Origin of the sequence: Leptotrichia sp. oral taxon 879 str. F0557, assembly GCF_000469385.1 — a bacterium.
Classification (GTDB): domain Bacteria; phylum Fusobacteriota; class Fusobacteriia; order Fusobacteriales; family Leptotrichiaceae; genus Leptotrichia; species Leptotrichia mesophila.
On sequence record NZ_KI271306.1, the window covers coordinates 1 to 15616 of the forward strand.

11 protein-coding genes are annotated in these 15616 nt (G+C 31.0%); 1 reads left to right on the top strand and 10 read right to left on the bottom strand.

Annotation, left to right across the window (positions count from 1 at the left end):
- Positions 1-66: 66 nt before the first annotated feature.
- The 10 genes from HMPREF1552_RS04445 to HMPREF1552_RS04490 all read right to left on the bottom strand — a co-directional run bounded on the left by HMPREF1552_RS04445 (position 67) and on the right by HMPREF1552_RS04490 (position 13793).
- The gene (locus tag HMPREF1552_RS04445) at positions 67-1143 is read right to left on the bottom strand and encodes a hypothetical protein (RefSeq protein WP_021743902.1); all 1077 of its coding nucleotides are present in this window, start codon (positions 1141-1143) and stop codon (positions 67-69) included.
- Between the two features lie 51 nt (positions 1144-1194).
- Positions 1195-1674 carry an S-ribosylhomocysteine lyase gene (locus HMPREF1552_RS04450; protein ID WP_015769976.1) on the bottom strand — a complete coding sequence of 160 codons (480 nt, stop codon included), beginning with the start codon at positions 1672-1674 and terminating at the stop codon, positions 1195-1197.
- 58 nt (positions 1675-1732) lie between these two features.
- Positions 1733-2659, bottom strand: coding sequence for a D-alanine--D-alanine ligase (locus HMPREF1552_RS04455; RefSeq protein WP_039901172.1), 927 nt, complete (start codon positions 2657-2659; stop codon positions 1733-1735).
- A 254-nt stretch (positions 2660-2913) separates the two neighbouring features.
- Positions 2914-3852, bottom strand: coding sequence for an Hsp33 family molecular chaperone HslO (locus HMPREF1552_RS04460; protein ID WP_021743904.1), 939 nt, complete (start codon positions 3850-3852; stop codon positions 2914-2916).
- Between the two features lie 217 nt (positions 3853-4069).
- The gene (locus HMPREF1552_RS04465) at positions 4070-4648 is read right to left on the bottom strand and encodes a hypothetical protein (RefSeq protein ID WP_021743905.1); all 579 of its coding nucleotides are present in this window, start codon (positions 4646-4648) and stop codon (positions 4070-4072) included.
- Positions 4626-4811, bottom strand: coding sequence for a hypothetical protein (locus HMPREF1552_RS04470; protein ID WP_021743906.1), 186 nt, complete (start codon positions 4809-4811; stop codon positions 4626-4628). Before HMPREF1552_RS04470 ends, HMPREF1552_RS04465 begins: the two co-directional genes overlap by 23 nt.
- 180 nt (positions 4812-4991) lie before the next feature.
- Positions 4992-5636 (bottom strand): hypothetical protein, encoded by a 645-nt coding sequence (locus tag HMPREF1552_RS04475; protein ID WP_021743907.1) that lies wholly within the window; start codon positions 5634-5636, stop codon positions 4992-4994.
- 129 nt (positions 5637-5765) lie between these two features.
- Positions 5766-6767, bottom strand: coding sequence for a UDP-3-O-(3-hydroxymyristoyl)glucosamine N-acyltransferase (gene lpxD / locus HMPREF1552_RS04480; RefSeq protein ID WP_039901173.1), 1002 nt, complete (start codon positions 6765-6767; stop codon positions 5766-5768).
- Between the two features lie 97 nt (positions 6768-6864).
- On the bottom strand, positions 6865-9174 hold the full coding sequence (locus tag HMPREF1552_RS04485; RefSeq protein WP_021743909.1) for an outer membrane protein assembly factor: 2310 nt from the start codon (positions 9172-9174) through the stop codon (positions 6865-6867).
- Positions 9175-9182: 8 nt separating this feature from the next.
- Positions 9183-13793, bottom strand: a complete 4611-nt coding sequence (locus HMPREF1552_RS04490; RefSeq protein ID WP_021743910.1) for a translocation/assembly module TamB domain-containing protein — start codon at positions 13791-13793, stop codon at positions 9183-9185.
- Between the two features lie 307 nt (positions 13794-14100).
- Here HMPREF1552_RS04490 and HMPREF1552_RS04495 point away from each other — a divergent pair, with 307 nt between their 5' ends.
- Complete coding sequence (locus HMPREF1552_RS04495) at positions 14101-15393, top strand: OmpP1/FadL family transporter (protein ID WP_021743911.1); 1293 nt, start codon at positions 14101-14103, stop codon at positions 15391-15393.
- Positions 15394-15616: the final 223 nt, after the last annotated feature.

Below are 15616 nucleotides of genomic sequence, written 5' to 3' on the forward strand. Positions count from 1 at the left end.
TTTTTTATTCTTTCAACATTGTTTATCATTTTCATCACCAGTATTATTATACCTTAATATTGGTTTTTATACAAGGTTGTCGAACAGGTCTAATAATTCTTCTGATACACTAAATCCACAGTCATCATCATCCCATTCTCTAGGAATATAAACTATATCGAAAATGTTATTTTCTACTTTTTTAAAAACAGGTGGAAATACATTTTTATGCTCTATTTCAGGCATTATCTGGAATTTTGGCAATTTTTTCGATTTTTCATCATTAAGCTCTATATTTAGAATAAATATTTTTTGCTTTCGGCTTTTCATAATCTCACATTTTTTCCAAGAATTCACTGTATCTCTAAAATATATTTCAGGATAACTTTCCAAAGGATGCATATTTGAATCATTTTTAGTAATATAAATATCCATTTCATCATCTAAAAATTGCATTTTATTATTTGTAATTGGATATTTATCAACTAATATTTTAATTTCATAATTTTCAGCTGTATCCGATAATTCCTTTTTCAATAAAGGAGATATATTTTTCAAAAATTCATTATATTGAATTTTATCATACAAAGGTTCTATTTTTAATTTTTCCAAAAGAATATCATCATACAATGTTTCTTCTGTATCCAAATAATAATCTTTAATGTATGAAGTTTTTATATTTTCATATATAATTAATTTCCATTTATTTTCAACTTTCAATTTTTCCATTTTTAAATTTATATTTTCAAAATCTAATAATGAAACATAAAAATCTAATTTCCCAATTTTTATCCATCTACTTAACAAATATTCTGCTTTTTCTTTTACACAATCAAAAGAAGAATAATTTCCTATTATTTTATCAATTACTCCATTTGGAAATAACTTTTCATGAAAAATTTTTATAATATAACCATAACAATCGCCTACTTTTTTTGAACTAACTAAAAAATAATATTCTGTTGAACTTTCATAAACATATTCAAGTCCATTAATCTTTTTTATTTCTGCACTTTTTCCATTTTTCTGCATTAATTCTAAAAAAATAACTGCTAAACTAATTTTTTTCAAACTATTTTTTTCTAAACTCACGAATTGCTTCAATTTAATTAGAAAATCTAATTTATCTGGTAAAGTTTTTTCAAATGTATTTAATTCTTCCATCCTTTTATCACCTTATTTTTAAATACTTCTTAAAAATGGTCATAGTGTTTTTTACTCAGGATAATTTAAATTTTCTTCTCCCAAATTCTCCAGCGTTTCCTCCAAATATTTCTTAGCCTCAAAATTAGCCATCGGCAAGTTTTGATCCAAGTAATTTCCACATTCTATAGCAGTCGCTCCTGGGATTGCTCCTTTAAATTCTGCCATAAATTTGTAAAGTTCCTTCATTAAGTCAACAATGTCCTTTGATTCCAATTTTCCTTTTAAGATAAGATAAAATCCTGTTCTACATCCCATAGGCCCAAAATACACAATTTCATCTTTCCAAGTTGGATGATTTCTTAAAAAAGTTGCTCCCAAATGCTCCATTGTATGAAGTTCTGCGATGTTTATTACTGGCTCTCTGTTTGGCAATTTCATTCTTATATCAAAACTTGTTAAATAATTTCCATTAACTTCGTCTATTCTTGATACATAAATTCCTCTGTTTAATCTGATGTGATCTACTGTAAAACTTGCTATTCTTTCCATGCTTTCCACTTCCTTTTTATATTTTTATTTTCTATATTTTTTAAAATTTTTAAGTTATTTATCTTTCCACTTTTATTGAAGATTCTATTAATAAGTCCAATGTCTGTGAGTAATCATAACCTTTTGAAGCTGTACTTTTCGGCAATAGACTTGCAGATGTCATTCCTGGCGATGTGTTTACTTCCATAAAATACGGTGTTTCTTCATTTACCACCATAAAATCTATTCTTGCAAATCCTTCACATTTTAGTCCATAATAGCTGTCTTTTGCAAATTTATTAATTTCAGCCTGCACTTTTTCAGGAAATTCAAATACATATTCATTTGCCCCGCCTTTTGCATATTTTGATTCATAGTCAAAATAATCTCCCGCAAGAGCCTCAATTCTTATTGTTGGAAAAACTTCTCCATCAATCACAGGCACACTGATTTCCACACCATGCAGAACTTCCTCAATTAAAGCCTCCTTATCCATTCCAAATACAAGTTCCAGCCCTTTTTCAAGTTCTTCCTGATTTTCCACAAAACTTACTCCAATGCTCGAACCACCACTATTAGGCTTTACTACAACACGATTTCCCAATTCTTTTTTTATTGTCTCAAAGTCAACTGTTTCGCCTACACGTACGCTTTTCCATTTTGCAATTCTAACTCCATATCCAGCCACAATTCTTTTTGAAAATTCCTTATCCATGCAGACTGCACTTGACATTACTCCAGGCCCGCTATAAGCCACTCCCAGACTTTGCAAAATTGCCTGTATTCTCCCATCTTCCCCAAATACACCGTGTAAGGCAATATAAACAAAATCGAGATTCAAGTCTTTTACTTTCTCAAAAACTTCCTTTTCTGAATCAATCACAATATCAAAAACCTCATATTTATCTCTATTCAAGTTTGCTACAATTTCACTTCCTGTCTTTAAAGAAACTTCCCTTTCAGTTGAAACTCCCCCGCGTATTACTCCTACTCTTAATTTTGACATTTTCTCTTCCTTTCCAGTTTTTTTATTATAATAAATCTGCATCATAATCAAATAACTGTTTGCTTTTTATAAAAATTTAAAATTTCTAACAACTACAATGTTTTTATAAATCTAATTTTTATCATTTTTTTCCAATATTTTTACAATAAAACTTTTATATTTTAGATTAAAAACACTGTATTCAGTTTGATTTCTGCATTATTAATTCTACAATTACCTAAAACAGTATAAACATAATTCCAAGCAAATCTATTTTATAAATTTTTAAAATCTTCTTTTCCAAAATCATATTTTTTACCGCAAAAATGGCATTCTACTTGAATTTTGCCTTCCTCTTCCAGAATTTTATCGATTTCTTCTTTTCCAAGCGTGATTAATCCCTTGTAAAACTTCTCTTTAGTGCAATTACATTTATACTCCAGCTCTGATTTTTCCAAAATTTCAAAATCTTCTACATAAACCTTTTTATGAGCACCATCAACATCTGTCTCTTCCTCAAATACCGAAATATCCTCATAGAGCAGTTCTACAATCTGCTCAAGGCTCATTCCACCTTCCAGAAGTTCAGTAATCGTCCTAATCTGGTGTAATTTATTTTCCAGTTTATCAATAAATCCGTCTTCCACACCTGGCAACAGCTGTATCAAATAACCTCCAGCCCTTTTTACTTCTCCATTTTCATCCAGTTTTACACCAAGTGCGACAACTGATTTTATCTGCTCTGACAAAAGAAAATAATGAGCAATTATATCTGCAATATCTTCTTCATTTATTTTTGTAACGCCAGAAAACGGATCACGCAGTCCCAAGTCCTTTATAACTTGCATCGTTCCATTTCCAATAAATCTCACTTGCCCAGTCTCATCTTTTATAAAATTTCCATTTTCGTCAATTATCTGATGAAATTTATCTTCAGGATTTCCAATATAACCTTTTACTTCCCCTTTCATATTTCCAGTTGCAAGCGTATTTCCATAAGGTCCATCTCCATTTACTTTAACTGTCACTAAATCTTTCTCGTTTTTCAAATCTTTCCCCATCATAGCTGTCGCTGTCAATAGTTTCCCAAAAACAGTTGTCGCTATCGGATCAAGTCCATGTACTTTCTTTGCCTCTTTTACAATCTCTGTCGTATCACAGACAAAAAATCTTGCACATTTGCTTGTCCCTCTAATTATTTCTGATTTTCCCATATTTTATAACATCCTTCTATTATAATTATTCCTATTCAAATCTAAATTCACTTAATTTTTATCAATTCAATCTCAATTTGATTAAAATTTATTTTTAAGAATTACATTATTAGAATATCATATTCTATACAAAAAAACAAGATAATTCATTTACAAACCCAATAGAAAACAAAAAAATACCACCGTCTAAATCAACAGTAGTATTTTTCATTCTCAATCAATTTTTCCTATCCAATTTCATCATCATAACAACCAATCCATCTTTAGAAATAAAATTATCTATCTTCTCAAAGCCAAATTTTTTATAAAAATCTATAAATTTCTCTGAACTTTTACATTCCAACCAGACATACCTAGCTGTCATAATTTTTTTTACTTCCAATAGCAAATTAAACGCCAAAGTAAGTAAATCTACACCTTTCACTTGAATTTCTTTCGGTAAATCATAATTTTTTCCTAATTGCCCTATTAAGTAACTATTTACAATCAAATGTACATTTTCAAGTGTTTGTCCACTTTGCAACAATCTTTTCCTTTTACTGTTGCTTAATTTCTCTATTCTTTCTTTTGGTAAAATCAAACTTTTATTTGATAATGATAAATATCCAACTAATTTTTTATCATCAAATAACAAATGAGTTGTAGAAATAGACTTTTTTTCAATTTCTATTGCTTTATTATGTAAAAATTTTTCCACATCATTATTTGTCAAACTTTTAAAACTATTCAAAAACTTATTTTTTATATTTTCTTCAGTATCATATCTCAACATTTCATTTAGTGTTATTATTTTCATCTATTAACCCCAATAATTCCTTTATTTCCCTTTCATCTGTTATTGTCTCCACTTTCACATCTGTTAAATTTGGTTTTCTGTCATTCTCCAACGCCTTTATTAAACCATCTATCTCCTCATCAGTCTTAAATTCTGGAAATATAAAAAAACTCGATGTAGCCATTACAATTTCTCCCTTTTTTATTTTTTACACTACAATTATACAATGAAAATATTTAAAAATCAACTTATTTTAATTTTATTTTAACAAAAAGATAAATTAAAACTTTCTGGAAATAAAAAACAACCAGACTCACTTATAAAAGTAAAAGAATGATTGCTTTATTTATTACTTTAAACTATTTTATTTATTTTGATTTCTAAGTTCTTCTGGCTTTTGTGATAATCCAGTTGATGGTCCTGTTTCTGGTAATTCTACTGCTGTTTCTTGCTCTGTTCCACCAAGTGTGTTTAAATTTGATAATGTTGTGTTTAATTTACCGAGTAAAACATCAATATTTTCTGCTGTTAAAACAATTTTTTCTCCATTTGCTGTTTTTTTAACTACAAATTTTGTAACATTTTTTGATTTTGGTTTTTCTTTTGCTTCAAGTTCCTCTTTAAATCTTTCATCAACTGTCATTGAATGAGAACCGTTTCCTGAAAAAGTTTCCTGTGTCATTTTTTTGAAAACTTGTAAAAATATTTTTTCAACATCCACATTTGTTACTTCTACTGTTACAATTGTTGTTTCACTATCTTGTTTCTCCGACTTAATAATTTTATATTCAAGATTTTTTAATAATGTTTTAAAAAGTAATTCTTGAAATTTATTGTTGTACTTAACATCTAAATTCCCCTCAAAACTATCGTCAATCACGTATTTTGCTGCCTCTTTCGTTTTTTCAGCTTTTATATTGTCAATAAATTTTGAAACTGTTCTGTCAGGTCCAGATCCGCAGCTAACTATACATAAAAGCATAAGAATTCCTAAAAGTATTTTTTTCATCTATAACTCCCTTCTCTTTATTAATGATATTTTTTATTCTCTATTGTTTATTCTACATCATTTGAATTAATAAGTCAAGGAAGTTTTGAAATTTTGATAAACAGTCATAGTATATAAATTTTTTCTCTTTTATTTTTTTAGTTCTTTTTCCAATTTTTTTACTCTTTTTACAAGTTCAGGTACTTTTCCCATAGCCATTTTCACTCTCAAATCCTCCATATGTTCACGAAGTGGATAACCAGACATCTGCTTTCCATCTGATACATCGTTAGTAACTCCAGATTTTGCTGCAATTACTACATTTTTTCCAATTTTAAGGTGTCCTGCCACTCCAACTTGCCCTGCGAGAGTCGAATTATCTCCAACTTCCACACTTCCAGAAATACCTGTTTGAGCTACAATCAGACAATTTTCTCCAATTATATCATTATGAGCAATATGAACGAGATTATCAATTTTTGTACCTTTTTTTATAATTGTATCTCCAATCGCTCCTCTATCAACACAAGAATTTGCTCCAATTTCAACTTCTTCTCCCAAGACTACATGTCCAATCTGCTCAATTTTCACATTATTTCCATTAATTTTTATAAATCCAAACCCGTCAGATCCTATCACAGCTCCCGGCTGCAAAATTGTACCTCTTCCAACTTTTGTAAATTCTCTTATCGTTACATTTGAATAAATTATACAGTCATCTCCAATTTCAGTTCCTTCAAAAATCGATACATTTGGATAAATAACAACATTTTTTCCAATTTTTACATTGTGTCCAATATAAGTGTTTATTTTTGAGACATTTGCAGTTTCATCAATTTTTGCAGAATTTTCTATCTGATTTTCAAACGGCTGCAATTTAGGCTTGAAATAATTTAATAGTATCGGCATTAATTCTCTTGGATTACCTTTTACAACAATAAAGTTCTTATTTGTAGGTAAATTTGGCAAATCAGGAACAATCACAGCACCTGCATTACATTTATCCATATTTTTCAACATTTTCTCATCCGCGGCAAATGTTAATTCCTTCTCATTTGAATGAAAAAATGGAGTAAGCCTTGTAAAATTCAATCCATCACTTCCTCTGATTTCTCCATTTATCAGTTTTGCAATTTCCTTTATATTATACATTTTGGATCTCTCCTTCTTCATTTTTTATAAAATTATAGGGATGAAATTAATCACCCCTTATAATTATTTAAGTTTATATTTTGATTTTTCTAAAAAATTAGAATGATTGTCCAAAGCTAAAGTAGAATTTACCTTTATCTTTTTTCTCACCTTTTTTCTCAGGATCCATTGGCCAACCATAATCAAATCTTAACGGTCCGATTGGAGTATTTAATCTTACCCCAACTCCATAACCTTTTTTAAGATCTTTAAAATCATGAGCATCTTTTCTGTTTGGTTTGTAAATTCTTTTACCAGTACGAGGATCTCTTGATTCATTTTGCCAAGCATTTCCTATATCAAAGAATGCTACTAATTGTAATGTATCATTGATTTTTGTTCTATTTTCAATAGTTGCGTGGAATTTATCATATCCATCAAATGCACCATATTCATATCCACGAACTGATTCAGCTCCACCAATGCTAAATTTCAATGCTTCTGGAGTTCCACTTCCTGTAGATCCCCAAGCTACTCTATATGCCATTACATTCTTATCACCAAAGAAAGTTGGATGGTAAGCTCTCAAATCTGTTTCAAACTGATCATATTTTCTAGAATCTCCTATAAGTTTACCTCTTTCATATGACATTGTTGAATAAATTCCTTTTGATGGACTATAGGAATTATTTCTCGTATCATAAATTAATGAAGGTCCTATCGCAAGTAAGTTATATTTATCATTTACTTCTTTGCTTCCAAGCAATTCTTTAAAACGATCATATCTTGCTGCTAATCTTACATAAAGATTGCTGTTAAGTCCCTTACCAATTGTCCAACGAGTTCCAGATTTTCTTACTTTTTCAACTTCATCTCTGTCCGCATTATCATTGACAGACTCATTCCAGTAAATATTTCCACCTATTTGTACACGCTCAGTATTTTTTACCCAAGGATCAAACCAGCTAATATCAAATGTTTTATCTCCTTTGTTTGAGGCCGAAAGTGTGATTGATGCATCTTGTCCTCTTCCAAGGAAGTTAGAGTCAGATAATTTAAGTTCTCCAACTAATCCAACAGAAGTTCCATAAGAAATACTTCCATTTATTGTAGTTGTTGAACGTTCTTCTACAAGAAATTCAACTGCTCTTGCATTTGGATCATCTTCTTTTCCACTAAGTACAGGCTCTATTGAAGTAAATATACCTGTTTTATAAAGCTCTCTCATTGTATTTTCTACATTTTCTCTCTTGAAAATTTCTCCAGGTTTTACTTCTTGCACTCTTTCAAATATATAAGGTTTTGTTCTTAAAGTCGTAGCCTTCAATGATTGTCTTTCATTATCCTTCTTCGATGGGGCTTTCTGGAATTCAACAGAATCAACCATTCCTTCTGTAAGTCCCATATTTACAACTCCTTCAGGTGAAACGTTTATCGTTTCTATTCTTGCCAAAGTGTATCCATCTTTTGCATACAGCTTGATTACTCCATTTTCATCAGGATTTAACATATTACCATTTAAGATTTCTCCTCTTTGCACACCAAGCGCTTTTTCAAGCTGATCATTTGTGTAAAGTGTATTTCCTTCAAAGTTTATGCTTTGAATAATTGGATTTTCCTGTACTTCATAAATGATAGTAACTGTATTGTCAGCTTTTCTGTCAATTTTTGGCTCAACTGCTGAGAAAAATCCTGATTGGAATATTTTTTGAGCACCATCAACAGCCTTTTGAGGTATAAAACGATCTCCTACTTTAATTGGAAGGTCTTTTAAATAGTCCTGTCCATTTTTTATTTTTGTTCCTTCAATTTCAATTCTTGCAATTGTAAATTCTGTTTCTTTTTTCATATCTTCACGCATTTGAAGCCTTTTTCTAACAGCTTCAGCATTTTCTACTTCACTTACTTGTATTAAAATGTTTACTGTATCTCCATCAACTTGTGGAATTACATTTGCCTCAGCAATATATCCAAGACGTTTTACTGCAAGGTAAATATCACTTAAGCTCTTATTTGAATAATTATCTCCTGATTTTACAGGAATCTTTTCAAGTATTGTGTCAGCAGATATTTCATTTAAGTTCGAAACTTCGATTGTTCCAACCTTTAGCTCAACTTTTTGTTCAATTGCCTGCTGAGCCTCAATTGTATCTCTTTTACTTCTTTTGCTTTTTTTAATTTTTCTTCCTTTAACTCTAATTGGCTCAACATCATCAAAATTGCTTAAATTTCCAGTTTCATCAGTTGCAGATGTCTCAATTTCTGTTTCTGTTTCCCCATCAGCTAAAAGATTTTTGTTATCGGCTAATTCACTTGTTCCAATTGTTCTGCCTTTTTCTTCCGCCTGTGATACGTTGTTCACAGATACAAATAATGTTACTACAACGATTAAAGCATAAATCTTATTTCTCACTTCTTGTTTTGACATTTTTCCTCCTATTTTTTTAATGTATCAAGTTTTCTTTTTCTAAATATTTTTCTTAAAATATCTCTAAATGTATCGGCTCTTGCTGAAAAATCAACTCCAAAATAATAATTTACTCTTGCACCATTACTCATGTCCATGCTGGATTTGTTTTTATTTATACTTTCACCTCCAAGACGTAAATCTAGTCCATTTGTAACGTTATAGCTAAGCCATGCGTTATATCCTACTGGATTTTTTCCTTCAGATTTTGAAGTCTGATACGGAAATTTAACCGCCGCATTCCAGAACAGCCTATCTTTATACAGGTTATCCTGAAGAGTAAGCGTTGTTGCTGCACTATATTCTCCTGTTTTATCTGAGCGATTTAAATTTGTTGAAACAGATACTTTGGACATACCTAATACCTCTCTAATTTTACCAGTTACTGACGAAAAAATCAACTCATTTAATGCAGTATTAACTAAAGAGCCTGCAACTACTAATCCATCAGCTGAATTTCCATTGCTATTTTTACCAGTTTTTTCTCCATTTCCAACTATTGTGTTGAATGCGAGCAGTGATATAATTTCCTCTTTTGATTTACCTGAAGAGGAAGCAAATTTTATTTCAGGTTTACTTACATTTCCGCTTACACTTATTTCTATCCTTTCTCCGTTTATTACTGTGCTTGCATCAAATACAATAAATGGATTCGACACTGATGATGTAGTGCCATTAACAGACGGGATAAATCTTATCTCCGCACCTTCTATTTTAAAATCGTTTCCATTTGCAGAAAATGAACCTCTTGTAATTGTATATTCTCCATCTATTCCAATTTCTCCATTATTGTAAGTAATATCAGAAGCTCCTTTTACAGTTCCCTTTATATTTTTTACAATGCTCACATTTGGAATTTTAATTTTTACGTTATTTCCAGTCCGAACATTTACGTTTACTGTATATTGCTTCATTATCTTGTCAATAACTTCTTCTACTACTCCTTCAACAATTGTCTTATCTTTAGAGTTTTTAACAACTTCTTCTTCTGAAAGTTCAGTTTCTTGTTTATTTTCTGTATTTTTTGAATCAAAGTTAGGTATTTCACGGATTTCTGCATCATCCACAAGTAAATTTCCAAATAATCTATTTTCAGTAAATACTAAATCTCCAGTAAGTGCAAAATCAATACCTTTTCCATAATGAAGTCCAACTTTATTAAGATTTGTATTTAATTCAAATTTTCCAAGTTCCAGACGTTTTGTCTTCATGAAGTCCGATGGTATTTTTGGAACATCTAGATCTCCATTTACTTTAAAGGTTCCTCCATTATACCCTCCATCTAGACGATTTACAACAAGCTTGTTATTACGTAACTCAATGTTGGCATTTATATTGTCCACAAGTGTCTGTCTGTCTTTTGTTTTATAATTAAAATTATCCAGAAGAATGTGTCCTGTTGTTGCCTCATTTGAGAAAACTGCATCTATGTTTGCAATCCCACCTGCCTGCTCTATATCCTTATTAACTCCAAGAAAGTTTAAGTTAAAATCCTTAGCAAGCATAGAGACATTGTATTTTACTGGTGTAAACTGCACATATCCATTTACGAGCAATGGATTATCTTCATATTCTAGATAAAACTGTCCAATATTTAGGGTCTTTTCATTTGCCTGTAAATCAATATCCACATTTTTTACTGGAAATCCACTAAGCTTGACCTCATCTGATTTTATCTGAACTCCTGTTATGAAATTTTCAAAACTTCCACGATACATGAATCCAAAATCAATATCGCCACTGTATCCTTTATCCTTTAAATCTTGTACCGAATCAAGCGAGAACTTCTGTTTTTCTATCTGATAGTCAATATTTACATTGGCAAGATCGAATTTTGTCTGTGTTTCAAACAGCGTTTCATTATTATCTCCGACAAATTTCAGTTTCTGCAAGTCAAATGTTCCATATTTAAAAAACTTGTCTATATCCCCATTGGAATATTCAAGTTCTGCGACAATATGTGGAATCCTATAAGTTTTAAAGCTCATATTTCCGAGAATTACCTGTCCTGCCAGATTGAAATTATTCAAGTCACCCTTAAGGCTAAGATTTGATCTTGTCCCAAATGTCAAGTCCTTCATTTCCAAAAGTTTTGGAATGTCAGGTTCATTTAAGCTAAGCCCAATATCTGAAATTCCAGTTTTCAAATCATAAGTTCCATAAAGGCTATTTTCACGCAAAGTCACATCCTCAAAGTTTATGACTCCGTCTTTTATGCTTAGACGTGCATTTGTGTCACCCACATATCTTGAATTTACAGTTGTCGGTGCAGACGGCATAGTTATTGTTCCTGAAAGCTTGTCAACCGTTCCTGAAAGATTTGCATCCAATGTTCCCACTTGCAGGTTAACCTTAGGTCCTGAAGTATTGTAAAGCCTGTAGTCTTTCAACCCTGCATTTATATCCATTCTTCCTGTTTTCAGATTGAACTTTCCATTCGCATTAAGGTTTTCGTTGCGGATATCTGTAATATTTACAACATTGTCCTTTATATGCAAGTTTCCACTTACATTTTTTAGACGCTGGTATCCAAGCCACAGTTCATCCATATTTGTATTTACAGTTATATCCATATTGGCAAGATCATTGATTTTACCACTAGCATGAAGCTTTTCGTATTCTCCGATATATTCTCCATACGGACTGTAAAGCTCATAAGTTCCTGAAATTTTATTTCCACTTCCACTAATTCTTGCTGTAAGTGTTGCTGGCAGCTTTGCCTTGTCCAGTCCCTTGAACTTATATCCATTGGCTCTTAACAGCTTTGCTATGTCAATGTTTTTTGGCAGATTTAACGAATATGAATGTTTCATATTGGAAGTTGTTGTCCCATTTATACTTACTGTTCCGCCACCATTGATTCCAGCTGTTCCACTTATCGTATAATTCCCGTTATGGATTTTTACACGGGCATTTACGCTATGCACAAGCGGAATTGACAAATCCTTTATTTTTGCATTTATTAATCCTGAACGGAGCATGTTTTTCCCATTGAAATTTACGACCAGATTATCCACATCAGGGCTGATTGTGTAACTTTTGCCACCGTAATTTACCGTAAAATACCCTTTGCTTCTGGCATTTACCACAAGAGTCCGTCTGCTTGGATTAATTGTATAATTTCCATTCAGCACATTGGAATTTACATTCCCAGATATAATATTTTTGGCTGATATTTTGAGATTTCCTGTTATAGTTCCAATGCTAAAATCTGAACCAAGATTATTTAGGATATAGTTTCCATTCCCTGTTTTATTCTTCAAGTCATAGACAAACTTGCTGGATTTTACATCTTCCTTAATCTTAAATCCTGAAATCGTTTCATTAAATATAAATGACGTATCTGTCAATGTTAATTTTTCATCAGCGATTTTCATTGTTGTTTTTATATTTCTAAAATTATAATTTGCAAGATTTATATTGTCTGATGAAAATTTCCCATTAAGTGTAGTCTTTTTCTTTTTTATATCTGAATTTACTTCAAGATTAGCTGTAACCCTGCCTTGCGCATTAATTTTCGCATTTTTTATAATCTTGTATCTTGCAACCTCTTCAAAAGGCAGATTGTCAGCAGTCAGCTTCAAGTTCAATTTTTGATTCTGAACAAAATAAGCAAGCACAAAAGTTACTGGACTTTCTTTTAATTTTGTGTTAGCATTTACAGTAATTTTATCCTTTTTCAAGTCAATTACTGCATTAGCGCCTTCAATATCGCCATCCAAATCAACATAGCTAACCTTTCCGTTGCGTATTTTCAGACTTCCCAGAGCATTTGTAGTTTTTTTCACTTTGTCATTTTCAAGCTTAAGGACTCCATTTAATATTCCACCTTTCGTTTTTATCATTTCAAGCGGTACATACTGCCCCAGCTCCTCGTTTATGCCAATATTTTCAAAACTAAAATTCAGCCGAAAATCCTTCCTTCTTGCATCACTGTTCTTCATTTTATCAAACATCGAATAAATAGACTGCTTTGATTTCAGAATTTGTTTTAGTTCAATCTTTAATGCTTCCACTGTACCATCTTCATTTTTATTTCCAGAACCTTTTACAACAATCGAAAAACCTCTTGATTTTGCCGTTTCCAATTTACCATTTACTTTTTTCAAAGTTTTTGATATCTTTTTTTGAAAACTTAAATCTGTATAATTTACAATTGCATTATGAATATGTAACTTTCCGATTCTGCTTGTAGGATCGAATGTCTGAGTTTTTTTCGGATCTTTTTTTATGACATGGAAAATATTAAAGTCATTATTTTTTCTTCTTTCCAAATTCACAATTCCGTTGTAGACGTCTATTCTGTTAAGTCGTGTAGGCATAAGAAGACTTATTCCAGCTGTAGTTTTCTTTCCATAAATAACGACATTTCCAGCCATATCCTTAACTTTCAGATCATCAATTTGAAGAGTATTAAATCCTATTAATTTAACATTCTTAAATTCTACATTTAATCCACTAGCTTTTAATATTGAAGTCAACATACCTCTAAAATTTCGAGTAGAAATACAAAGCTTTATTCCGAATACGGTTATTAGAAGAAAAATGAATACAATCAAAGATTTCTTTATATATCTCATCTCACGTTTTTTACCTCCTCTTCTGTTTTTTTGAAAAGGATAATTATTTTCATTGTCCTAATATTTCATTTTATCTTTTTTAATTTTTTACAATTAAAAAGAAATATCCTTTTTATTTTATCACAAATTTAAATAAAAATCTATTATTATATAAGTTTTTTTCACTTAGAAAATATAAAAATAGTTTTATCATCAAAATAATTTTGTTGACTTTTCATATAACGCGTGTTATATTGTGTTATACCTAGATTTTAACTATGGTAACATTTTTAAAATAAACTCATCTATGTAATTAAAGGAGAATTTTATGAAACTAAAAATAGCAATTATATCAATTTTAACAGCAGTTTTTGCAAATGCAGCAAGTGTTGACTATTTGTCAAACAACTCTGCCTCATACTTTCAAAATCCATCTCAGACTGGTAAAATTACTGTGGAAGGTGTTTTTTACAATCCTGCTGGAACTGTATTTTTAGATGACGGAACTTACATCAATGTAAATATGCAAAATTCAATGGTTGAGGAATCAATGACTCTAAATGGAAAAAAACTAAAATCACGTAGATATGCAGGAGCTCCTTCATTTAACCTTCTGTATAAAAAGAATAACTATTCACTTTTTGGAAATTTAAGCGTTATTGCAGGCGGAGCGACTCTGCGTTATAATGAGGGTGTCGCAGGAATCGAACTTGCAGGGGAAACTTTCAACAACCTGACAGGCGGAAGACTTGGAGCAAAAGTTGTAAAAAACCGTTTTACTGGACAAAACCGTTACTATCAGCTAATGCTTGGAGGGGCATATAAAATTAATGACAATTTCTCTATGTCAGGAGGATTAAAATATGTTTACGCCCACAGAAAACTTGACGGAGAAGCTCAATATGACTACAATGACCGTGTAGGAGCCGCAATCGGGCTTAGCAAGAACTATTTATCAATGAATTCAAAACGTAATGCAAAAGGTGTTGGAGGAATTATAGGCTTTGACTATAAGCCTACTGACACATTAAATTTTGCCTTAAGATACGAAACTCCAGTAAAACTAAAATTTAAGTCAAAAGCACAAGAAGATAATAAAATGCTGCTTGCGGGACGTCCTCTTGGAATCTCATTCTTCTATCCTGAATATGCAGATGGTGTACATTCAAGACGTGATTTACCGGGAGTCCTGGCACTAGGAGTATCAAAGGATATAAACAAATGGACACTTTCCAGCGGATATACACATTACTTCAATAAAGCTACAAAAATGGATAGATTCAAGTATAACGACGGGTATGAGGTGAATTTTGGAGCAGATTACAAAATAAATGATAAATTTACTTGGCACGCTGGATTCAATTACGCAAATACAGGAGCCAAAAAAGAATCTTTCTCTGATGTAGAATACGCGATAAATTCACAAATTTACGCAACAGGACTGACATATAAACCTACAGAATCCTCAGAGTGGAAATTTGGAATCGCCCATGTAAACTACAACGCCTCCAACGGAAAACGTGAACAAACTTCACTTCCAGGAGTCTACATTGATAAATCAAAAGTAAAATACGACAAAAATATAAACGTATTCACAGTTGGTTACACACATAAATTCTAATTATTGCAAAAACTTTAAGAACAGACTAAAAAAATTTGTTTTTAAAGTTTTTTTATTGTATAATTTATTTAAAATCTATTTTTTGTAATCAGCAATTAAGTTATTTTCTTAATTTTTTTTAGATTATTTTAGTTAATAAAGATTTTTCTATTAATTTATATTTTTTCTTTTTTTTTACGTAAAGGGGATCAGTCGCCATCCCCTTTACAATCCCCGCTCGTCT

Bases quoted from the DNA above. Each gene is read 5' to 3' on its own strand.
- HMPREF1552_RS04445 (WP_021743902.1), bottom strand. From the start codon at position 1,143: ATGGAAGAATTAAATACATTTGAAAAAACTTTACCAGATAAATTAGAT.
- HMPREF1552_RS04450 (WP_015769976.1), bottom strand. From the start codon at position 1,674: ATGGAAAGAATAGCAAGTTTTACAGTAGATCACATCAGATTAAACAGA.
- HMPREF1552_RS04455 (WP_039901172.1), bottom strand. From the start codon at position 2,659: ATGTCAAAATTAAGAGTAGGAGTAATACGCGGGGGAGTTTCAACTGAA.
- HMPREF1552_RS04460 (WP_021743904.1), bottom strand. From the start codon at position 3,852: ATGGGAAAATCAGAAATAATTAGAGGGACAAGCAAATGTGCAAGATTT.
- HMPREF1552_RS04465 (WP_021743905.1), bottom strand. From the start codon at position 4,648: ATGAAAATAATAACACTAAATGAAATGTTGAGATATGATACTGAAGAA.
- HMPREF1552_RS04470 (WP_021743906.1), bottom strand. From the start codon at position 4,811: ATGGCTACATCGAGTTTTTTTATATTTCCAGAATTTAAGACTGATGAG.
- HMPREF1552_RS04475 (WP_021743907.1), bottom strand. From the start codon at position 5,636: ATGAAAAAAATACTTTTAGGAATTCTTATGCTTTTATGTATAGTTAGC.
- lpxD (WP_039901173.1), bottom strand. From the start codon at position 6,767: ATGTATAATATAAAGGAAATTGCAAAACTGATAAATGGAGAAATCAGA.
- HMPREF1552_RS04485 (WP_021743909.1), bottom strand. From the start codon at position 9,174: ATGTCAAAACAAGAAGTGAGAAATAAGATTTATGCTTTAATCGTTGTA.
- HMPREF1552_RS04490 (WP_021743910.1), bottom strand. From the start codon at position 13,793: ATGAGATATATAAAGAAATCTTTGATTGTATTCATTTTTCTTCTAATA.
- HMPREF1552_RS04495 (WP_021743911.1), top strand. From the start codon at position 14,101: ATGAAACTAAAAATAGCAATTATATCAATTTTAACAGCAGTTTTTGCA.